Origin of the sequence: Natronorubrum halobium (genome assembly GCF_051351675.1) — an archaeon.
GTDB lineage: Archaea > Halobacteriota > Halobacteria > Halobacteriales > Natrialbaceae > Natronorubrum.
This window is the reverse complement of the sequence record NZ_CP195596.1, coordinates 518,269-539,270: the sequence shown is the minus strand read 5'-3', so window position 1 is coordinate 539,270 and position 21,002 is coordinate 518,269. Positions and strand designations below refer to the sequence as shown.

Genomic DNA, 21,002 nt, shown 5'->3' with positions numbered 1-21,002 from the left:
TTTGTTCCCGTACTATTATATGGTACCAATGCGTATACGTTACTGCATGGCAAAGACATCTTTATCTTCAACTACCGAACAGATCGTACGCGATGTCGAGGAGAACCTCGAGAACGGGAAGTTCCCACTCCAGTTCTACAACGACTCGGACGTCTACGAGCTGGAGATGGATCGGATCTTCGGTGAAGAGTGGATCTTCGTCGGTCACGAGTCGGAAATCTCCGAACCCGGAGACTACGCGAGGCGGTACATCGGCAACGATCCATACATCTTCGTCCGGGACGAGGACGGAGAGATCAACCTCCTGTTCGACGCCTGTCGACATCACGGCGCGCAGCTCTGTCGGGCGGAACAGGGGAACACCACTCATTTCCGGTGTCCGTACCACGGCTGGACGTACAAGAACGATGGCGAGCTGATCGGCGTTCCGCAGAAGCGTTCGGGCTTCCAGAACCTCGATCGGGACGAGAACGGGCTGTACCACGTCCCGCGGCTCGAAACATACAAGGGGCTCGTCTTCGGCTCGCTTTCCGAGGAAGGACCCTCGCTTGAGGAACACCTCGGAGGCTTCAAGTGGTACCTCGATATCCAGCTCGACATGGCCGACGGCGGCATGGAGGTCATGGGCGAGCCCCACCGGTGGACGGTCGACGCAAATTGGAAGACCATCGCCGAGAACTTCAACGGGGACAGCTATCACACCGCGTGGGCACACGGCTCGATCCTAGATCTCGAACTCGGTGGTGAGGAGACCGTCGGGGGCGCGGGGACGGGGGAGAGCATCGACCGCCACGTCTACGTCGATGGCCACACTCTAAGCACGCGAATGCTCGACGAGCCGGTGTATCTTACGTACCCGGAGGAGGTCCAGTCGCTGCTCACCGACGAGGGGTTATCGGACGAACAGTTTGACATCGGTCGACGAGCGCTGCAGTTCGTCGGCGCGATCTTTCCCAACTTCGGGCTTATCCACTTCGGTAACACGACGGACGACAGTGCCAAGGACGTCTGTCCGTTCTTCTCGATCCGGAAGTGGCGACCGGTTGGACCCGACGAGATGGAGATTTGGAGCTGGGCGCTCGTTCCGAAGGAGGCCTCACAGGAGTTCAAAGAACGGATGTACAAGATGTACACCGCAAGCTTCGGTCCGTCGGGTAACTTCGAGCAGGACGACGTCAATCTCTGGGAGGGCATCACTGACTCGGCGCAGGCACAGGTCGCCCGGAAGGAGAACTACACGCTGAACTACCAGATGGGAATGGACTGGATGACCGACGTGGACGTCGACGGTGAGTGGCCGGGTCCGGGGACGGCCTACACTGAGAACCTGCAGGAGGGCGGCATGCGCCAGTTCCACGAACAGTGGTACGAAGCGATCGTCGGTGACGAGGGGTCGATATAAATGAGTGGGATGCTCGACGATATCGACGCGGACGAACTACGCGCGCTCGTTCTAGAGCGAAACGTCTGTAACTTCCTCAAACGCGAGGCGGACCTCCTCGACGAGCGCAAGCTCGACGAGTGGTTCGAACTGATCGAGGACGACATTCGATATCGAATGCTCCGTCGGCTAATGAAAGAGTATGAACCGTCCGAGTTCGACGAGGAGGGATACTTCTTCAACGAGGACTACGGCTCACTTAAGGCGCGAGTCGAACGGTTCGACTCGAGCTACGCGTGGGCGGAACGGCCACCGGCTCGCGCTCGCAGATACGTGACCAATGTCGTCCTCGAGGACTGGACTGATGAGGAGGTGTCGGTGACGAGTAACGTCCTCGTTTACTACAGCCAGGGCGATACGACGGACTACTCGCTGCTCTCGGTCCGACGCGAGGACACGCTCAGACGGACCGAGGACGGATTCGGGATCGCCGATCGAGAAATCCGCCCGGACCACAATGTACTGGGGATCAGCAAACTCTCGATGTTCCTATGACCGGCGAGCAATCGTACGGACCGTACGTTACCGTCGCCGACGAGTTCGAGGTGTCCAATGCCGGGCGGACTGCTACCGTCCGAAAGCTCGAAACGCGCAAGGGGGAGCGAGTGGAGATCGAATCCCCATCCGGAGACGAGACACTTCGAGTCGATGCGCTCGGGCTGGAGTCGTTGGCCTGGCAGGAGAGGGCAGTCATCTCGCAGTACCTCCCGGAGGGGGACGAGATGGAGTCGCTTGAGACGGAGTCGGACGAGGTCGCCTGCGACGCCGAGTTCGAACTCATGAACGAGTACGCTCATGTTCGTCTCCGTCGGCTGCGATCCCCCGAGGTGAGCGTGCTACAGATTCATGCGCCCAAGAAACGCGAGCGGATCCAGATCGACGCGTCGGGACTCGGTGGGCTCGCCAGACAGACACATGCGATCTTTACCGGCTTCCTCGAGCAGCCACACGGCCCCGAAGACCACCACTGATCGGTTTCCCATTCTCAGTATCCGAGGGAGAAGTACTCGTTCAGACAGATAGCGATAGCGACGAGCAGCGAGATGCCCGCCAGAAATCCGAAGGAGACGGTCCAGTCGAACAGATCCGCCAGCGTTCCGACGACGACCGCCCCGGAGCCGCCGAGAAGGCCGTAGATCGCCCGCGGCAGTCCGAACTCCGCACCGATGTCGTCTTCGGTGGACTGGTCGACGAGTCGCGAGTCGATGACCGGAACGGTGCTCGACCCCAGCGCGATCAGTCCCATCGAAACGGCGAGCGAAGCAGGGTTGGAACTGACCAATAGGAGGAGGAGGCCCGCGCAGCAAGCGACGAAACACCCGGTCAGCGTCCGATCGCGCCCGTAGACGTCAGAGACGTAACCGATGACGGCCTGTAACAGGATCAGGAGGCCGAAAAACGCCGCGAAGATCGCGCCTGCGATCGCCGTCGGGTAGCCCGCGTATTCGACGAGAAACGTCGGCACGAAGGTGAAAAGGCCGATCGCGACGAACATGGAGACGCTACCGAGACAGACGGTGAAGGCGACCGACGGGGATGAACGGAGGGCACCGAGTGATTCCGGCGTAAAACCGTCGCGAAGCGACTCGGTACGGACGGGGACGGTCCGCGAGCGGACTGTCGACGCGAATAGTGCGAGCACGGGAATGGCGGTCGCGAGGACCAGTATTGCGGCTGGACGCCAGCCGTACCGGACACCGACCCAGGAAGCGGCGACGGGGGCGATGAGGCCGCCGGCGGGCATCCCGATGTTGTGGACGCCGATCGCCATCCCGGTATTCTCATAAGTACGGGACAGCAGCGCGGTCGCGGCGCTGTAGTGGAGGCCGCCGACCGCGCCGAGGAGGACGGCACCGACGAGGAAAACGGTGTATATCGGTGCCACTGCGACAACGAGGCTCATCAAACCGGTGCCACCGAGCGCGGTGAGAACGATCGCGCGCTCCCCGTATCGGTCCGCAAGCACCCCGCTGGGGTACTGCGTGAGGGAGTACGCGGCCCACATGCCGGACAGCGCGATACCGATTTCCGCGTTCGAGAGTCCAAAATCGGCGGTGATCTGTGGAACGAGGGGGCTCAGCGCGAGCCGTCCGAACGCGGTCACGAAAAACGCGAGGGTACACGAGAGGAGAACGACCGAATTGCCTCCGTCCCAGCTTGAGTCGACGTTCATCGGTCAGTAGGTGCCCTAGTCGCCACGCGACGCTATACCTCGAACTCGAGTCCGTCCTCGGCAACGATGACCATGCCGTCGAACGACTGTTCGGCGCGGCGTTGCATCTCGTTCGTGTCACGGTAGGGCATCAGGTGCGTGAGTACGACCGTGTCGACGCCGGCATCGCTCGCTATCTCGCCGGCGTCCGCGGCCGTGCAGTGGCTCTCGTAGACCGCGTCGCTGCTGTAGGGCGTATCGGTACAGTACTGTTCCCAGACGAGCCCATCGTCGGGGACTTGATCCTCGTCGTACGGTCCGATACAGGCGTCCTGAACGAGTACGTCCGCGTCACCGGCAAACTCTTTCAGCGACGGAATCTTGCTGGTATCCGCGGAGAAGACGAACGTCCGTCCGTCGGGTGCCGTCACTTTGATCGCGTACGTTTCGATGGAATGGCTGACGCCGAGCGTCTCGATGTCGTGACCGTCGATCGTCGTCGAGAACCCATCTATTATCTGAACGGTATCGATGTCAGTGATCCCCGCCGTCGGATAGATGTCTTTCCGGTACTCCAGATCCTCCTCGTAGATGTCGTACATCGAGTCGACGAGCGCATCGGTCCCGTCGGGCCCGTAGACCGTCAGCGACTCCCGACCGCCTTGCGCCCAGCTCGTGAACACGAAATTGTAGAACGCGGCGTTGTGGTCGAGGTGGTGATGTGTGATGAAGAGGTCAGTTATCTCCCCGTAGCTGATCTCCTGTTCTATCAAGCGATGGACCGTGTTCGGACCGCAGTCGATCATGAACGTCTCGTCGTCGGTTTCGACGACGAGACACGTTCCGGCACGGTCAAGGACGGGGATAGGACTCCCCGTTCCAACGAGCGTAACGCGCATAGTATCCCGTACCGATTGGAGCGGTAAATAAGTTCAGGTCGAGGCGACGGTATCGCGAACGCGGCGAGATCGAATCGCCCAGTAGAAAGCGACCGTCCCCGGAATGTGTTCACGCCATCCGGACTACGTTCCGGATTCCGTCCCCGTCGCGCAGAGCGTCGAACGCCTCGTCGAGTTCGGGAAGCGGATAGGTGTCGGTCAGCAGGGCGTCCAGATCGAGTCGTCCCTCGGCGTAGAGATTCGCCAGCTTCGGGACGTCGACGCGTGGTCGTATCGAACCGACCATGTTGCCAACGATACTCACGCCTCGTGGGAACGCTCCGCCGTCGATCTCGAACGTCCCGGTGTCTTTGGTCGTCGTGACGACGGCGGTCCCGCCCCGACCCAGCGATTCGAAGGCCTGTTCCAGCGTCTGTGGTCGACCGATGCACTCGAAACTGTAGTCGACCCCGCCGGTCAACCGGTGAATTTCCTCGACCGGGTCCGTCGACGATGCGTCGATGACATCGGTCGCACCGAGTCCGCGCATCGCGTCTAGCTTCTCCGGCTCGATATCGACGGCGACGATCGACCGTGCGCCGATGAGGTCGGCACCGAGGATCGCGCTGGCGCCGACACCCCCGCAGCCGAAGACGGCGACATCGTCGCCCGGGCCGACGTCCGCAGTGTTCGTGACGGCACCGATACCCGTCGGGATGCCACAGCCCAGAAGTGCGGCGATTTCGAAGGGGACGTCCGTTCGGATCGGGACGGCTGACCGCTCCGGAACGACCGCTTTCGACGCGAACGAGGATTGCGCGAAGAACTGGTTAATCGGTCCGTCATCGCCGCGGAGTCGCGTCGTTCCATCCGGCATTCGACCCCGGGTCTCCGTATGTTTCGGACAGAGGTACGGTTGTCCGGACGAGCAGTATTCGCAGTGCCCGCAGGACGGCAGCACCCAGAGGACCACGTGATCGCCGGGCTCGACCGCGGTCACCCGGTCGCCGACCGCCTCGACGACGCCAGCGCCCTCGTGACCGAGTACGACCGGGCAGTCGATCTCCTGGTTCGTGTACGCGTGGTAGTCGGTGTGACAGACGCCTGTCGCCCGGACGTCGACCAGTACTTCCTCCGGCTTCGGTTCCTCGAGCTGGACGGACTCGTAGGACAGTCGCTCCGGTTCTCGCATGACGGCCGCATCGATTTCGTGCATAGATTATGTTCGGATGTGACGCATAAATACGTCAGCGGTTGTGTTCGGTGTTTCGCGATCCATCGTACGGATTAGTTTCAGTGTCATGTTCAGAACGGGTACGTCCGCGGCTCGCGCTGGACCGAGATCCACTGCGGTTCGGTGAACGTCCGGACGATCGCGTCCCCGTTGAACTGCCCCATTCCGGACGCCTTTCGGCCGCCAAAGGGGATGTGCGGGTTACTGTTGATCGGCTGGTCGTTGATGTGGACCATCCCGGTCTCGAGCCGCTCGCCGACAGCCGTCGCTCTATCGAGGTCGCCGCCGTAGACGGAGGCGGCGAGGCCGTACTCGGTATCGTTCGCAATTCGGACTGCCTTGTCGTCCGACGAGAACGGGATCACGGGTGCAATCGGACCGAAGTGCTCGTTACAGGCCGCGGCCATCTCGTTCGTCGCCCCCGAGATGACGGTCGGTTCGACGTAGAGGTCCTCGAACTCGCCGCCGGTCACGATCTCGCCGCCCTCCCGCTCCGTTCGGGTGATGTACTCGACGAGTTCGTCCCGCTGGCTCTCGTTGATTATCGGCCCGATCACGGTCTCGGAGTCTCGCGGGTCACCGACCGGGAGAGCCGCCGCCCGCGTCGCGAGCGATTCGACGTATTCGTCGTAGATCGATTCGTGTACTAGGTGGCGGTTCACCGAGATACAGACCTGCCCCTGGTGCAGGAACGTCCCGAAGAGGCCAGCGTCGACGGCGTCGTCGACGGTCGCGTCATCGAGAACGATGTGGGGGTTGTTCCCCCCGAGCTCCATCGCCTGCTCAGTTAGCTGTTCCGCCGCGAGTTTCGACACGCGACGGCCGACGCCGGTCGAGCCGGTAAACGCCATAACATCGGCAGCCGGATGCGCAGCCATCTCGTCGCCGATGTCCGAACCGCGACCGGTGACGATATTCACGACGCCGTCTGGAACCCCCGACATTTCGAACAGTTTGGCGATGAGTAGAGCACCCGTCATCGGCGTTTCGCTTGAGGGTTTGATGACGACGCTGTTCCCCAGTGCGACCGCCGGTGCGACCGCTCGCATCGTCAGTGAGAGCGGGAAGTTCCACGGCGAGATGACGCCGATGACGCCCGCCGGTGTCTGTCGCACGCGGTTCTCCTTGTCGGGAACCGACGACGGACCCGTCTCACCGAGGAGTTCGAACGGGAGCGTCGCCGCGTACTCGACGAAGCGAGCGGCGTTCTCGACCTCGACGCGGCCCTTGATCCCGGTGCTACCCGCTTCGACCGCGAGCGCCGAGACGATGGCGTTCTCGTGCTCCTCGAGGAGCTCCGCGACGTGTTCGAGGACCGCCGCCCGTTCCGTGGGGGTCTCGTCGGCCCAGTCGTTTTGGGCGGCGGTCGCCGCGTCGTAGGCAGCGTCGACATCGTCGGGCCCGGCCGCGGGCACGGCCGCGATGGTAGACCGATCGATCGGACTCGAAATCGAGAGCCGTTCACCGGTGGTCGGCTGACACCAGTCCCCGTCGATGAACAGGTCCTGACAGTCCCGACTCAGCTGTGGTAACGTTACACCCATACAGGTTCGAATCTCCTCCTAGCTTAAATATGTTGTGTTGAGTGTTGTCTTACACCGCTCCTCTTGTTCCGAGATATAGGGAACGATAGAGACGGACAAATTATAGACCAGCCAAATAGATTACAATCATATGGATGTAAATTATTTGAGTTTGCTGTATTAGACAGACGATAGAGAGGCCTACAGCCACGTTCCGTTATTATCGGAATAAAGGGGGATGCAGACCACCAACCCACGACGAAATCTGTCATGATCGATACGTCGCGTAGCAGTGGGTTTTATATATTGGTAGCGGGTAGTGTGGGTCACGGTATCAAGGAGTAAGCTGGCATGGATCGGTCATCGCAGATGGCCGGTTGTGCTGGAGACGATATACGGCCCACGATAACAAATCACAGATCAGCACATGAGTCAGATAGAAGAAACGAAAATCGGTTTCATCGCAAGCATCGCTGCCGCAATCGGTATCAGTATTGGAGGTGGGGTCTGGGTAACGCCGGTCGTCGCCGGTTCCATGGCTGGCCCTGCCGTCGTCCTTCTCGGGGTCCTGGCCGCCGTCCCGATCTTTCTCTCGTTTCCGTCGTACTTCAGTCTGATAAAGGCGTGGCCGACCTCGGCCGGTCACTACTTCTACCCGACGCGGTTTCTCTTCCCCGAGAACGAGTCCGCGAGTCAGCTCGTCGGGTGGCTCGCGGTCTGGGTCATGACCAGTCTCGGCGCGGTCGTGATTATCCAGTACATTCTGATCCCGGGAGCGCAGATATTCAACGCGTTCGTCCCGATGCTGAGCGTCCAGCAGTTGGTCCTGCTGATGATGACGTTCTCGTTCGTCGTCGTCTGGTTCGGGCTCCGACTGATCGGATGGGTCGAGATCGTTCTCTCTGCCCTGTTGCTCATGTCGATCGCCGCGATCGTCCTTCCCGGGTTCGGCTCCGTCGACACGGGCAATCTGACTCCCATCGCCCCGTCGAGCATCGGCGGCATGGGCGCGGCGTTCGCCCTGCTCTACGGGATCGCCGCCGCCTCGTTCTACACCATCGACTTCACCGGCGGCGTGGAAGACGCGAAGAACAAGGTCACCCAGTCGATCACGATCGCCGCTGTCGCGAACATCACCGCCGCGATCCTGATCGGTCTCGTCAGTGTCGGTATCGTGTCGCACACGCAACTCGCCGGCGAGACACTCGCGTTCGTCGCTCTCGAGTACCTACCCTCGAGCCTGTTGCTCCTAGTCGGGTTCGGTGCAGTGTTGGCCGGTGTCACGTCCGACATCGTGTTCATCATGATCATGAATCGCTACGTCAAGGCAACCGCGTCCGACGGGTTGATCCCGTCGGTATTCGGGAGGACCAACAAACACGGCGAGCCGATGTACTTCCTCGTCGTCCTCTACGTGATCGCAGTCGCGACGACGTTCCTGAACCTGCCGCTCAACGTCCTGGCAACGTGCCTGACGCTCGCGTTCCTGACGACGTTCAGTATCGGCCCGCTGATCGGCATCAGACTCCCGAACCAGTTCCCGGAACTCTTCGAGAAGGACGCGTTGCAGTCGACCTGGTACCTGACGCCGACGATCGTCCGGCGCGCGTCGATCGGTGCGGTCGCAATCAACGCCGTGTCGTTCGTGTACGTCTCCCTCCAGACGCCACTCGCGTTTCTCATCTACCTCGGGTTGGTTGCGGTCGGAACGGCGTTCTACGCCGTCCGATGGAAACAAGCGGACATCATTCCGACTCGAAATGCCGATCTCAGTGCCGATTGACGGCCAACACCGCGAAGAGTCCGATTGCACTCACGAATACTTCGTCTTGAGTTCGATCTCGTTACTCGACTCGAGCAACAACGTTGAGAGCTGTCCGTCTATCCGTGAGTCAGTAAGTCGATGTGCCGGCCCTGCGACGCTTATGGCCGCGATTACGTCGCCGTCTTTTCGAATCGGTGCGGAGATAGAGCGGAGACCGAGCACGGACTCCTGCCGGTTGACCGCGTATCCGTTTTCCCGTACCGTTTCTAACTCGTCGAGAAACTCCTCCTCGTCCGTGATCGTGTATTCGGTCCTCGCCGGCAACCCGTGCCGGTCGATCACGTTTCGGATGTGTGACTCGTCTCTGTAGGCTAAGATCGCTTTGCCACCCGCGACGGAGTGAATGTCGACCCTGTTGCCGACGTCAGCTTCCATTGGTACCGCGTTCTCCCCCGTCGCCTCTTCCAGCAGGACGGACTTGCCAAACGCCTCGACAACTAACCAGACCTTTTCCCCCGTCTCGTCGGCGACCTTCTCGAGAATGGGCTTCGCTATATCGACGATCCCGACCGATTGCTTGGCGTGCATTCCGTACGTAAAAAACGTGAGGCTAAGGCGGTACTCGCCGTCTTCTTTCGTTATATAGTGGATGTTCTCCAGCGTGAGAAGGTAGTCGTGGATCGTACTCGTCGCCATGTCCAGATACGAGGCGAGTTCCGTCAGTGTGGCGCCGTCTAACTCCCTAATCGCCTCGATTATTTCGGTCGCCTTCACGATCGTGTTCAGATTGTTTCCGTCGTTGATGTCCGGCATACAGGAGGTAACAGTGCCTATTCGTATGAAACTACCCCTCTCTGTCGTCCGTTCGATTCGACTCCGGCGGGCGGTCAATAGCTGTCTACTATACCACCATTGACGGTGCCGTTTCGTTAAGCGTGAAAAGTGAGGCGGTGCGATTTTGTGCTGGTCTATGGCAAAAATCGACCGCCTCAACGGATGTAGCGACTGGATCGATTTGAGTTTTGTGGAGCGAGAACGGACACCGCGTCAGCTGATGGAACTCGGTATTCGACTCCATCTTGCTCTCCTCTCACTTTCGAATACCGTTCGAGAATTAGAGAAGTTCGGTGTCGAACGCAGCCGCAAGGCAGTCCACAATTGGGTTCACAAATGTGATCTACAGCCGGCAGTTGATGGGGAACCGAATCACGTTGCGCTTAACGAAACGGTGATTCAACTTGACGAACATCGCTATTGGCTGTACAGTGCTGTCGATCCAGAAACGAACAATATACTTCATATGCGGCTGTATTCGACGACTACGACCGCGTTGACAGAACGATTCCTGCGGGAACTCACTGAGAAACATGACCTCGACGATGCCGTGTTTCTCGTCGATGGGGCAAAGCATCTCCAGACTGCACTCCATCATCTCGGGCTCCGATTTCGATACCAAAAACATGGAAATCGGAACGCTGTTGAACGTGTCTTTCGTGAGATAAAACGCCGCACCTCTTCGTTCTCAAACTGTTTTAGTCACGCACAACCATCTACAGCAGAATCGTGGCTCCAAGCCTTCGCCGTCTGGCACAATGCGACAAACTAAACACGACCGTAGCAACCGGCATTGTTCAGATTAGCTGGTTCCAGCAGTATGCGTAGCTCTGCAACCATGTTTCAGCGGTTGCTGGATCGGCGTTTCTAAAACAGTTTCCAAACTGGGAGGTACGGCGTTTTATCTCTTGGAAGAGACGTTCGACAGCGTTCCGATTTCCATGTTTCTCGTATCGAAGTCGGAGCCCGAGATGATGGAGTGCAGCTTTGAGCCACGGTGCTGAATCGACGAGAAATACACCATCTTCGACGTCGTGTTTCTCTTGGAGTTCGCGTAGAAACATCTCAGTAAGTGCGGTTGTACGCGTTGAATAGAGCTTGACATGGAGAAATTCGTTTGTTTCGGGATCGATAGCCGCGTACAGCCAATAGCGCTGATCGTTGAGTTGAATCACGGTTTCGTCAAGCGCAACGTAATCCGGCTGTTTTCCCGTTGTCGGCTGTAGACTGGCTTTCTGCACCCAATTATGGACTGTCGATCTCGCTCATTCGACACCGAATCTCTCCAAGGTAGAAACAGTATCTGAAAGTGATAATCCGGACAGATGGAGCTGGATACTCAATCGCATCAGCTCACGCGGTGTCGCCTCGCGCTCCACAAAATCTCATTGAACGCCGCTACTAGAACCGTTGAGGCGGGTGAATTCTGGCATGGACACCTAGAATTCTGACCGCCTCACTTTTCACACGTAACGAAACAGCGCCTTGTCGAGTATCCCAACATTATTAGCTCCCTGGCCGCGTTCGAATTGAAGCGATTCAACGCAAAAATGGCGATTGAACAGGCCGAAGAGCGATTTAGCTATGTAGCACCGTCTAGTACCTTCCCAACTGTGTATAGACTAGGTTATCTCCTCTGAGCGCCTCTCTTTAGGAAGACACAGTGTCTCAACCGCCGCATCCCTGACGCAGCGACCCTCCGGTCGGAGGTCGCTGCGTGGGAAGCTGAGCGCAATGAGATGGATGTCACGATCAATTGGCAATTCACGAATGAGGATGCTCGAACGAAACTTCACCGTCTCTATCCGACTATCGAGGAGGCGGAGAACTAGTCATTCGACGGTTTGGACTGTACTAGACGGTGCCGTCACTGACGTCGTCTCGGAACTGCAATCTTGCTACACCTTTCGTGATTATCGAATGGGTATGTTCATATACTGTTTCAGATCCTTCAGACGATTGTGAGAAATTAATACACGGATATATAAGAAAAATGATACTTCTAACCGTGATGCTCAACTTACACTCTGAAATTCGCTCAAGGAAACGCTGTTCAGGCACTCACTGATATTTACATATGTATGGCCGTAAACGACTTGGCGTGTCCTACTCGGACAGTTTGAATATAAACGCCAGTATCGATCGATAGATTTGATATATGCGAAAACGAAGTTGGTCAGCACGGATCTCCAGTACGGACAGTGAACTACCAAACTAATTAAGTACGGCGCTCCAAGGATCGAGCTATGACGACCGACACACCCTCGCGGCGGATCAAGTCAGTCAAACGAGCGTGTGCACTCCTGATGTATCTCCGGGAAGTCGGTCCATCAACGGTTACGGAACTGGCGACCGAGTTCAACCTTTCCGCCGGAACTGTTCACGCGTATCTAGCGACGCTCCGTGAAGCGGGGTTCGTTAAACAGGAGGAAAACGAGTACGCTCTTGGGCCAGAACTGCTGCCCCTCGGTGAACACGTCCGAATTGAACACTCTCTCTATCAGGCGGCCAGAGGTGAGGTCGATCGCCTCGCGTACGCAACCGGGGGCGTCGCACACCTGCTTACCGAATACGACGGTCAATTGCTTGTTCTGTACGAAGCGTTCGGTGAGAACGCGATTGGCCGAGACTTTCACGCTCAGAAGCGAGACCAACCACAGGAACACACCCACTGTACTGCGGGCGGAAAGGCGATTCTCGCCCGATTCCCGGAGCGGCGAGTTAGAATGATCGCAGCGGAACACGGGCTTCCGAAGTTCACCGAAAACACGGTCACCGATCTCTCCGAGCTAGTAGACGAATTAGCTGAGATTCGCGAACAAGGGTACGCAATCAACGATCAGGAGCAAATGCGCGGCATTCGGGCCGTCGGTGCGCCGGTTATCGATAGCCGAGGTGGAATTATCGGTGCCGTGAGCGTCTCCGGTGCTGCGAGTAACTGGCGCGGTTCGTATTTCCGAGATGAACTTCCGGAACTCGTGACTCGAGCGGCGACCAATATCGAAATTAATCTTCAGGCCAACGGAGACCAGTAGCCTCCAACACTCGTCAGCTGACCCGACAGTCGGTGATGGTTGGTTGGGGTTCTGAGCATGTCATAGAATACGTCCCACACAATAGTCGATCTAATTACTGTTTCACGGCGTAACAGGTTTAGAAGTTCGTGCACCCGGTGCACAAATCTAAGAGCCCGTCTGATGGAGCTCATTCTTTCATATATTCCGATATTTCGCACCTACCGACCGTAATTCGACTCAGAGTGGCCGGCTACTGTGAGAACGGGTTTGACTGTCTGGGAGCTGCCGGCCCCGAATACGTAGATAACCATGAGGACCATTCTATGACACGCTGTGGGGTTCTAGTAGTTTATCGTGTGCTCAGTCGCTATCGGACTTCGATCTGAGGTCACCACCGTTCTGGATCACTCGTTCCGACTGTTTTAGTTTGCCGAATATTCCCTTATATCGGGGAAACAATTAAGTTTGGTATTGACATTGGTGTTCGATGTGCGATGTCAGACCAAGACACACACTACGTCAGTATTGACACTGGCGGGACGTTCACCGACGGCTACGTCTCGTATCCTGACGGGTCCACGACGGTTAAGGTTCCGACGACGGACCACGATTTGACGGTCTGTTTTCGGAACTGTATCGACAAAGCGGCTGAGAAACTCGAACTCTCGACGGAGGAGTTTCTCATCGATACCGATGTGATTCGGTTTTCGACGACGATCGGGACGAATACGATCATCGAACGGTCCGGTCCACAGATCGGGCTGATCGTCACCGACGGCCGGACGGAAGAACTGTTCGACGTCGAAACGGGCGACGACGCGGGCGTCTCAGCGCTGACCGACGAAAGCCTCGTCGTCGGTATTCCAGAACGGGTCGATTCCGACGGTGACGTCGTCGACCCGGTCGAACGAGAAGACGTTCTCGAGGCGGCGAAGACGCTGATGAACCGCGGTGCGAAGCTTCTCGTCATCAGCCTCACGAACTCGTTTTACAACGAGGAAAACGAGGAAGCGGCGCGCCGGATCATCGAAACGGAGTACCCGCCACACTACCTCGGGCCGAATCAGGTCCTGACAGCAAACGAGGTCAGTAGTCGGCCGGGGTATCTCCAGCGATCGTACACGGCGCTCATCAACGCGTACATCCACCGTCCGATGGCTCGATCGCTGTATAAGGCGGAAGACGACGTCCGTGACAGTGGATACGGAAACCCGTTGCTCGTTGGCCAATCGACCGGCGGAGTTGCAGGCGTTTCGAAGACCGTTGCGCTTCACACGTACAACTCCGGACCGGTAGCCGGCGTGCTCGGCGCGAAGGCGTTTCGCGACCTCTACGACCTCGAGTCGGTGATTAGCACCGACATGGGTGGGACGAGCATCGATATCGGGACGATCACGGGCGAGTCGGTCGACCGTGATCTCGGGCCGGACGTCGCCGAACTGCCGGTCCATGTGCCGATGATCAACGTTCACACGGCAGGGGCGGGTGGTGGAAGTATCGCGTCCGTGGACGACGACGAGTTTACGGTCGGCCCGGAAAGTGCCGGCGCCGAACCGGGCCCTGCCTGTTACGATCTGGGCGGTTTCGAACCAACGACGACCGACGCCGACGTTGCACTCGGTTACATCGATCCCGACTACTTCCTCGGCGGCGACAAACAGCTGAACGCCGATCGTGCTGAGGATGCGATCGAACGATCTGTCGCCCAGAAACTAGACCTGTCGGTCGAAGAGGCGGCGCTCCGTATCCGCGAGCGTGTCGACGAGAATATCGCCGCCTCAATCACCGGCCAGCTGCGTGATGGAATTTCCCCGGACGAGACGACGCTTATCGCGTACGGCGGTGCGGGGCCGATGCACTGCTGTACGTTCGCGGAGAAGGCGGGGATCAAACGAATCATCACGGCGCCGGCCGCTGCGGAGTTCAGCGCGTTCGGCGGCGCGACCCTCGATGTCGAACACCGCTATACGGCGGCGTTTGGCGAACGGTCGCCTCCGGACGAGCCGACGGTCCCCGTCGACGCGTACAACGAGACCGTTGAAAGACTTGAAACGGAAGCGACGAAGGATATGCGCGGCGAGGGTTTCGAAGCCGATGAGGTCAGTTTCGATCTTACGATGCTGATGCGCGTCGATGGCGAAGTCGAATCGGTTTCAATTCCGAACCGTATCGACACACCGGCTGACCTCTCGGAAGCGCTCGAGGAGGTCGATGCCGGAACCGGATCGCCCGTCGAACTCGATACGATAGTTCTCACGGCGACCGGTCCGGTGGAGACCGAGGGCTTCACCGAACGGGGACTTCAGGATGACGATTCGGAACACGCCCGAAAGCCCGCCCGAGACGCCTACTGGCCGGAAGACGGCTGGACCGAGACGGATGTCTTCCAGCGCGAGGAGCTCGAGCCGGGAAACGTCATCGACGGGCGTGCGATCATCGAAGCCGAGGACACGACGTACGTGATCCCCGACGCGTGGACCTTCGAGGTCGACGCATACGGACATGGTATAATCGAACGATGAGCGGACACAGTCCACCGATAGTCGACTATCTCCGCGGACGTCAGGCGGCGCCACAGCCGTGGTTGCCGCTGATCGGGCGACTCGCGGCGACGATCAATCAGCTTCCGACGGAGATTTTCCTCTCGAACGCGACTCAGCAGACGAACGCGATCCAGAGCGCGTATCGACTGTTCGAACCCGACGCAGTCTGTACTGGGATCGATACGACGCTCGTCGCCGAGGCACTGGGTGCCGGCGTCGAGTGGGACGAGGCCACCGATTCGTTCACGGTGGTTCAGCCGGTCGAATCCTCGACCGACGTGGCCGATCCAACGACGGCTCAGGAACGCGGACGGCTCCCGGTCGTAACCGATGTCGGCGAACGACTGGCGACGAACCTCGACGAGCCCGCAATCGTCGGCGTGGTTCCCGGTCCACTCACTACGCTCGAGACGGCGTTCGGTGAGGACGCTGCCCTTGAGGACGAGTGGACCAAGCCGGTGCGAACTGCCGTCGGCGAACTCGGCCGCGAATTCGGGAAAGCGGACGTCGACGTGATCCTCGTCTACGAGGATGTCGATCAACTCGCCGGCGAAACTGAGAGCGATGACGCGGCGACGGTAACCGTTGATACGCTAGAAATGCTCGATAACATCACTAGCTTCTACAATACGCCGCTCCTCGTCGCCCCGAACGGCTACGCCGAAGGGACGATCGACACTGTCCTCGAGGCGGCCGATCCTGCGGGCGTCTTGCTCGATACCGACGCGCCAGGCGAAACGGCCGAGCGATATTCCGACGTTCGCGTCGGCGGTGGGATAACGGCGGCGCTCCTCGATGAGAATCCAGATGACATCCGGTCGGCCGTCGCTGACCGATACGACGCGCTTCCGAAGTCGGTGTTCCTCGCCAGCGGCCGAGAGATTCCGCCTGATAGTCATCCGACCAAACTGCAAGCGGTGAATGACGGACGTCAACGGTCCGATGAATAGTGTGCTAACCGACGGTAGACGCAAGACAGATCACGACACAGACTATGACAAATACTAATAATCAACCGAAGCGTGTTCGACAGGTCGCCGAATACCTAGAGGTCGACCTCACAGCAGAGCAGTGGCAGTGCAACCAATGCCAGGAGACGCTGGGGCCGGCAGACGAGAACTACAAACGCGGCTGTCTCGTCAACGAGCGAAACCCGCGAGAGGTGCATCCGCCCATCATCGACAACGAAGAGTACTCGTTCGCACCCGACCCCGACTGGGTGCGAATCGTCGAGTTCTACTGTCCGGGCTGTGGAACCATGATCGAGAACGAGTACCTCCCACCGGGACATCCGATCACGCACGACACCGAACTCGATGTCGAGAAACTCACGGAGGAACACAACGAATGACAACTCAAATTAACATTGACGCAGGCGGGACGTTCACTGATTGTTTCACCGTCCACGACGGCGAGGTGGTCTCGGCGAAGACGCCGACGACGGAGCACGACATGTCGGAGTGTTTCTTCCAGGGAATCGAGAAGTGTGCCACCCAGCTTGATCTCGGCCTCAAGGACCTCATCGGTGAGGTGGATTCGATCCGATACTCGACGACGACGGCCATGAATCGGCTCATCGAACGGAAGGGGCCAAAGCTCGGGCTTCTCACTACAGCCGGCGTACAGGACTATCCGCAGATCGGTCGCGGACCGCGGTGGGCCGATGGCCTGACTGATAACGAACAGCGCAACATCTCCGACGCGAAGAAACCGGAGTATCTCGTTCCAGACTCTCGAACCAACGGCATCCGCGAGCGCGTCGATAGTGAGGGGGCCGTCCTCCGACCGCTCGACGAAGAACACGCCCGCGAGCAGATTCGCGATCTCGTGGATAAGGGCGCTCGAGCGCTCATCGTAAACCTGCTATGGTCGTACGAGTATCCCGACCACGAGCAGCGCATCCGCGAACTCGTTCGCGAGGAGTATCCGCCGTCGTATCTCGGGAGCATTCCGGTATTTCTCTCCTCGGAGGTCATGCCGACCAAACAGGAGTACGAGCGGACCAACACGACGCTGCTCGACGCGTATCTCTCGGAACTGATGCAAGAGCACATCGCTGACATCAAAGACCGACTGGAGGCTCACGGCTACGAGGGCGACGTTCAGATGCTTCACAACACGGGCGGTATGGCCGAGTCCTACAAGACGACCGCCGTGGAGACGTTCAACGGCGGTCCGGTCGCGGGCCTGAAAGGCGGCGAGTACCTCTGTGACCTCTTGGGGTATGACAAGGCCGTCGTGACGGACATGGGCGGCACCAGCTTCGATATCGGGATTCTCACCCAGGGTGACGTCCAGTCTTACGAGTTCGAGCCGATCATCGACCGGTGGCGCGTTTCCGGCACGATGATCGAGTCAAAATCCATCGGCGCAGGTGGTGGCTCGATCGCCTCGGTCAATCAGGAACTCGGCGGCCGGATCAAGGTCGGTCCGGAGAGCGCCGGCGCCGATCCAGGCCCCGCCTGTTACAACCGCGGCGGTACGAAGCCGACGGTGACGGACGCCGACGTCGTCCTCGGCTACATCGATCCGAAGAAGTTCTACGCCGGCAACCAACGGCTGGCCGTCGAACGCGCCGAGGAAGCCATCGAGACCCACGTCGCGGATCCCGCCGGAATGGATGTCACCGAAGCGGCTACGCAGATCCGGCGTATCGCCGACGGGAACATGGGGAACACCGTTCGAAAGGAGACGATGCTCCGCGGACACGACCCGCGTGAGTTCATCCTCTACAGCTTCGGCGGCGCGGGCCCGCTCCACGCGGCTTCGTACTCGTCGTACCTCGACATCAATACCGTCGTTACGACACCGTACTCGCCGGTGTTCTGTGCGATGGGATCGGCGACGATGGACACGTTACACATCTACGAACAGTCCCGCTCGATGTACCTTCGCGAGTCGGGCGAGGAAGCCGAGTACAGCCCCGACTACGAGTCGTTCAACGAGACCGTTGCAGAGCTACAGGCAAAGGGACGGCGCGACATCAAAAGCGAGGGATACGATCCGGACGACATCACGTACAACCTCGAGCTCGACATGCGCTTTGGCGGGCAGATTCACGTCGCGCGAGTGCAGTCGCCCCGAGTCGAAATCCATGACGAAGCGGACGTCGAAGCGATCTGCGACCACTTCATGGACCAGTACAAGGACCGTTTCTCCTCGTACTCGGTGACGCCTAGTCACGGGATTACCGTCGAGAACTTCGCCCTTCGAGCGCGCGTCTCTGGGTCGGACGTCGACCTCCCGACTACTTCGCCGGGCGATACCGATCCGTCTCCTGCCCGCAGCGGCTCGCGTGACATCTTCTGGGAAGACCGCGACGACTACGTCTCGACGCCGGCGTTCGAGTACGACGATCTACGGGCCGGAATGGCGGTCAACGGTCCTGCGGTCGTCGACGCCGACTACACGACGACGGCGGTTCCGGACGGCTGGACGTACAGAGTAGACGAGTACCGAAACGGCATCCTCGAAACCGACGGTGATACCCAATGACTGTTAACCGAGATCAACTGATCGACTGGCTCGACCTCGAAGAACCGACAGCGGACGAACTGGCCTGCATGGACGACTTGGAGCACGGCGACTACGAGATTTACTCCGAGCGCCTCCGCCTTATCCTCGACGAGGGGATGGACGTCTTTGTTCGGTCAGGTGTCTCGCAGTTCATCGCCGCCCGTGACCTCGCCGTCGCGGTCTACACGCCGGAGGGCGACCTCGTCGACTCGGCGGCCGGCGCGTACTTACACGTGGTTACGGGCATTCCGCCGCTGAAGTACGTCATCAATAACTTCGCGGACGACGAGACAGTCGGCGTCGAACCCGGAGACGTCTTCTACGCGAACGACGCGCTGTACGGCGGCATTCACAACCCGGATCAGATCGCGTTCATGCCCGTCTTCCACGACGGAGAGATCATGGCGTGGGTGTCCGCTGCTGCACACACGACGGAAACAGGCGCCATCGAACCCGGTGGAATGCCAATCTCCGCGCGCACCCGCCACGATGAGGGGATGAAGCTCTCGCCGATCAAGATCGGCGAGGACTACAAGCTCAAGAGTGACATGGTCGAGATGCAGAAGAACTTCATCTCCCGGGCGCCCCGAATGCACGAGATCGACCTCCGCGCTCGAGTCACCACCTGCGACCGCGTTCGACGGCGGATCAAGGAACTCATCATCGATAAGCAGGGCCCTGACTTCTTCATGGGACTCATTCGGCGAAACATCGAGGAAGCCCGCCAGGGGGCGAAAAAACGGGTCGACGAGTGGAACGACGGAACGTTCCGGACTGTCCACTTCGCCGATACGGTCGGCTACGAGGACGGGCTCTGGCGGCTGAACGCTGAGATGGAAAAGGAGGGGCCGGAGATCTCCATCGACTACACGGGAACCTCGCCGGAGAATGACGGCTCGTTTAACTCGCAGCCGGTCGCCTCGATCGCTCACACTGCGAACTACCTGTTCAGCGTTCCGTTTCACGATCTTCCGAAGAGCAACGGGACGTATGATCTGATCGACTTCCACATCCCGAAGGGATCGGTCCTCTATCCCGATCCAGAGGCGTCGACGGTCCAGGCGGTTATGGTAAATCAGGTGATCATGGATTCGACGACGACGCTGTTCTCGCGATCGATGTACGACGAGGAGGCTGACAACCAGCACGTCACGGCCCCGATGGCGAACACCGGGCCCGGATACGCCTTCGGCGGCGTGAACCAGCACGGGGAGCCCGTTGCGGACCTGATGTCGCACGCGCTGAACACCGACGGCACCGGTGGCCAGGCTCGCCGCGACGGCGAGGATGAGGCGATCTTCCCGTGGTGTCCGTTCGGTCACGCTTCCAACATGGAGTTCGTCGAGAATGAGTATCCGTTCACTCACCAGTACTTCCGCCACGGCACGGACTCGTGTGGCCACGGCAAACACCGTGGCGGCATCGGCATGCAGATTGCCTACATGATGCACCACGTGCCGGTCGTCGAGTGGCTCTCAATTTGTCACAACTCGAAGCTCGTGACCGGTCAGGGGCTGTTCGGTGGGTACGCCCCGCGTACCATCCCCGGTATCACAATCACAGATTCGGACCTGAAAGAGCGAATGAAAAACGGTGACTACGTCCCCGATGATCTTGTTGAGCTGTTACAGGACCAGACGCTTGACGCCGAGTACAACATCACCAGCCACGTTCGTGAGTCGAAACCCTACGAGAACGGCGACCTCTTCGTCGGTCACTCCGGCGGTGGCTGCGGCTACGGTGACGCACTCGAGCGCGATCCAGAAGCCGTTATGAACGACATCGAAGACGATCGCGTGAGTCATCGATCCGCAACGGATATATACCAGATCGAGTACGACGACGAGACGCTCACCGTTGACGAAGAAGCCACCGAACGCCGACGCGAGGAGTTCCGCCAGCAGCGACTCGAAGACGCACAGCCGTTCAACGAGTTCATCGACGAGTGGGAGCAAAAGCAGCCGGACGAAGACATCCTTGAGCATTACGGAAGCTGGCCTGACGGCGAGAAGGAAAGTCCGGTAATGAGACAGTAGTACACCACGCAGCCTTTCATCCTCGTTTTCACCACAAACCGAACACTGATCGCAGGGACGGGA

At 59.2% G+C, this 21,002-nt stretch carries 16 protein-coding genes and 2 pseudogenes; 12 read left to right on the top strand and 6 right to left on the bottom strand.

Annotation, left to right across the window (positions count from 1 at the left end):
• The first annotated feature begins 46 nt into the window (after nt 1–46).
• The 3 genes from ACSFC7_RS26395 to ACSFC7_RS26385 are packed head-to-tail and all read left to right on the top strand — an operon-like array spanning nt 47 to nt 2,412.
• A complete protein-coding gene (locus ACSFC7_RS26395; RefSeq protein WP_436348291.1) occupies nt 47–1,402 on the top strand; it encodes an aromatic ring-hydroxylating oxygenase subunit alpha in 1,356 nt (451 codons plus the stop codon).
• Nucleotides 1,403–1,936 carry an aromatic-ring-hydroxylating dioxygenase subunit beta gene (locus tag ACSFC7_RS26390; RefSeq protein ID WP_436348289.1) on the top strand — a complete coding sequence of 178 codons (534 nt, stop codon included), beginning with the start codon at nt 1,403–1,405 and terminating at the stop codon, nt 1,934–1,936.
• Nucleotides 1,933–2,412, top strand: a complete 480-nt coding sequence (locus tag ACSFC7_RS26385; protein WP_436348287.1) for a hypothetical protein — start codon at nt 1,933–1,935, stop codon at nt 2,410–2,412. The genes ACSFC7_RS26390 and ACSFC7_RS26385 overlap by 4 nt, the downstream gene beginning before the upstream one ends.
• A gap of 14 nt (nt 2,413–2,426) precedes the next feature.
• On the opposite strand, the gene ACSFC7_RS26380 is transcribed toward ACSFC7_RS26385, so the two are convergent.
• The 4 genes from ACSFC7_RS26380 to ACSFC7_RS26365 form a co-directional block, all read right to left on the bottom strand.
• The gene (locus ACSFC7_RS26380; RefSeq protein WP_436348285.1) at nt 2,427–3,614 is read right to left on the bottom strand and encodes an MFS transporter; all 1,188 of its coding nucleotides are present in this window, start codon (nt 3,612–3,614) and stop codon (nt 2,427–2,429) included.
• A 32-nt stretch (nt 3,615–3,646) separates the two neighbouring features.
• Complete coding sequence (locus tag ACSFC7_RS26375; RefSeq protein WP_436348283.1) at nt 3,647–4,492, bottom strand: MBL fold metallo-hydrolase; 846 nt, start codon at nt 4,490–4,492, stop codon at nt 3,647–3,649.
• Between the two features lie 109 nt (nt 4,493–4,601).
• Nucleotides 4,602–5,687: an alcohol dehydrogenase catalytic domain-containing protein gene (locus ACSFC7_RS26370; RefSeq protein ID WP_436348282.1), complete on the bottom strand. Its 1,086-nt coding sequence runs from the start codon at nt 5,685–5,687 to the stop codon at nt 4,602–4,604.
• A gap of 89 nt (nt 5,688–5,776) precedes the next feature.
• A complete protein-coding gene (locus ACSFC7_RS26365; protein WP_436348281.1) occupies nt 5,777–7,249 on the bottom strand; it encodes an aldehyde dehydrogenase family protein in 1,473 nt (490 codons plus the stop codon).
• Nucleotides 7,250–7,655: 406 nt separating this feature from the next.
• Between ACSFC7_RS26365 and ACSFC7_RS26360 the strand changes: the two genes are divergently transcribed.
• A complete protein-coding gene (locus tag ACSFC7_RS26360; RefSeq protein WP_436348279.1) occupies nt 7,656–9,011 on the top strand; it encodes an APC family permease in 1,356 nt (451 codons plus the stop codon).
• A gap of 30 nt (nt 9,012–9,041) precedes the next feature.
• On the opposite strand, the gene ACSFC7_RS26355 is transcribed toward ACSFC7_RS26360, so the two are convergent.
• On the bottom strand, nt 9,042–9,884 hold the full coding sequence (locus tag ACSFC7_RS26355; RefSeq protein WP_436348277.1) for an IclR family transcriptional regulator: 843 nt from the start codon (nt 9,882–9,884) through the stop codon (nt 9,042–9,044).
• A gap of 79 nt (nt 9,885–9,963) precedes the next feature.
• Between ACSFC7_RS26355 and ACSFC7_RS26350 the strand changes: the two genes are divergently transcribed.
• Nucleotides 9,964–10,599: an IS6 family transposase gene (locus ACSFC7_RS26350; protein ID WP_436348275.1), complete on the top strand. Its 636-nt coding sequence runs from the start codon at nt 9,964–9,966 to the stop codon at nt 10,597–10,599.
• Between the two features lie 25 nt (nt 10,600–10,624).
• Here ACSFC7_RS26350 and ACSFC7_RS26345 read toward each other — a convergent pair.
• A pseudogene (locus ACSFC7_RS26345) lies at nt 10,625–11,206 on the bottom strand (IS6 family transposase).
• 282 nt (nt 11,207–11,488) lie between these two features.
• Here ACSFC7_RS26345 and ACSFC7_RS26340 point away from each other — a divergent pair.
• The 7 genes and pseudogenes from ACSFC7_RS26340 to ACSFC7_RS26310 form a co-directional block, all read left to right on the top strand.
• A pseudogene (locus ACSFC7_RS26340) lies at nt 11,489–11,659 on the top strand (IS630 family transposase); the annotation flags it as partial.
• Nucleotides 11,660–12,073: 414 nt separating this feature from the next.
• On the top strand, nt 12,074–12,862 hold the full coding sequence (locus ACSFC7_RS26335; RefSeq protein WP_436348274.1) for an IclR family transcriptional regulator: 789 nt from the start codon (nt 12,074–12,076) through the stop codon (nt 12,860–12,862).
• 476 nt (nt 12,863–13,338) lie between these two features.
• Nucleotides 13,339–15,366 (top strand): hydantoinase/oxoprolinase family protein, encoded by a 2,028-nt coding sequence (locus tag ACSFC7_RS26330; RefSeq protein WP_436348272.1) that lies wholly within the window; start codon nt 13,339–13,341, stop codon nt 15,364–15,366.
• Complete coding sequence (locus tag ACSFC7_RS26325; protein ID WP_436348271.1) at nt 15,363–16,337, top strand: uroporphyrinogen decarboxylase family protein; 975 nt, start codon at nt 15,363–15,365, stop codon at nt 16,335–16,337. The genes ACSFC7_RS26330 and ACSFC7_RS26325 overlap by 4 nt, the downstream gene beginning before the upstream one ends.
• A 44-nt stretch (nt 16,338–16,381) precedes the next feature.
• A complete protein-coding gene (locus ACSFC7_RS26320; protein WP_436348269.1) occupies nt 16,382–16,738 on the top strand; it encodes an acetone carboxylase subunit gamma in 357 nt (118 codons plus the stop codon).
• Entirely contained in the window at nt 16,735–18,882 is a 2,148-nt protein-coding gene (locus ACSFC7_RS26315; protein WP_436348268.1) for a hydantoinase/oxoprolinase family protein, read from the top strand. Before ACSFC7_RS26320 ends, ACSFC7_RS26315 begins: the two co-directional genes overlap by 4 nt.
• Complete coding sequence (locus ACSFC7_RS26310; protein WP_436348266.1) at nt 18,879–20,939, top strand: hydantoinase B/oxoprolinase family protein; 2,061 nt, start codon at nt 18,879–18,881, stop codon at nt 20,937–20,939. The genes ACSFC7_RS26315 and ACSFC7_RS26310 overlap by 4 nt, the downstream gene beginning before the upstream one ends.
• Nucleotides 20,940–21,002 lie beyond the last annotated feature (63 nt).

Excerpts from the sequence above, each read along its gene's own strand:
- ACSFC7_RS26325 (WP_436348271.1), top strand. The coding sequence starts at position 15,363 with ATGAGCGGACACAGTCCACCGATAGTCGACTATCTCCGCGGACGTCAG.
- ACSFC7_RS26360 (WP_436348279.1), top strand. The coding sequence starts at position 7,656 with ATGAGTCAGATAGAAGAAACGAAAATCGGTTTCATCGCAAGCATCGCT.
- ACSFC7_RS26320 (WP_436348269.1), top strand. The coding sequence starts at position 16,382 with ATGACAAATACTAATAATCAACCGAAGCGTGTTCGACAGGTCGCCGAA.
- ACSFC7_RS26380 (WP_436348285.1), bottom strand. The coding sequence starts at position 3,614 with ATGAACGTCGACTCAAGCTGGGACGGAGGCAATTCGGTCGTTCTCCTC.
- ACSFC7_RS26390 (WP_436348289.1), top strand. The coding sequence starts at position 1,403 with ATGAGTGGGATGCTCGACGATATCGACGCGGACGAACTACGCGCGCTC.
- ACSFC7_RS26375 (WP_436348283.1), bottom strand. The coding sequence starts at position 4,492 with ATGCGCGTTACGCTCGTTGGAACGGGGAGTCCTATCCCCGTCCTTGAC.
- ACSFC7_RS26335 (WP_436348274.1), top strand. The coding sequence starts at position 12,074 with ATGACGACCGACACACCCTCGCGGCGGATCAAGTCAGTCAAACGAGCG.
- ACSFC7_RS26310 (WP_436348266.1), top strand. The coding sequence starts at position 18,879 with ATGACTGTTAACCGAGATCAACTGATCGACTGGCTCGACCTCGAAGAA.
- ACSFC7_RS26395 (WP_436348291.1), top strand. The coding sequence starts at position 47 with ATGGCAAAGACATCTTTATCTTCAACTACCGAACAGATCGTACGCGAT.
- ACSFC7_RS26330 (WP_436348272.1), top strand. The coding sequence starts at position 13,339 with ATGTCAGACCAAGACACACACTACGTCAGTATTGACACTGGCGGGACG.
- ACSFC7_RS26370 (WP_436348282.1), bottom strand. The coding sequence starts at position 5,687 with ATGCACGAAATCGATGCGGCCGTCATGCGAGAACCGGAGCGACTGTCC.
- ACSFC7_RS26365 (WP_436348281.1), bottom strand. The coding sequence starts at position 7,249 with ATGGGTGTAACGTTACCACAGCTGAGTCGGGACTGTCAGGACCTGTTC.
- ACSFC7_RS26350 (WP_436348275.1), top strand. The coding sequence starts at position 9,964 with ATGGCAAAAATCGACCGCCTCAACGGATGTAGCGACTGGATCGATTTG.
- ACSFC7_RS26385 (WP_436348287.1), top strand. The coding sequence starts at position 1,933 with ATGACCGGCGAGCAATCGTACGGACCGTACGTTACCGTCGCCGACGAG.
- ACSFC7_RS26315 (WP_436348268.1), top strand. The coding sequence starts at position 16,735 with ATGACAACTCAAATTAACATTGACGCAGGCGGGACGTTCACTGATTGT.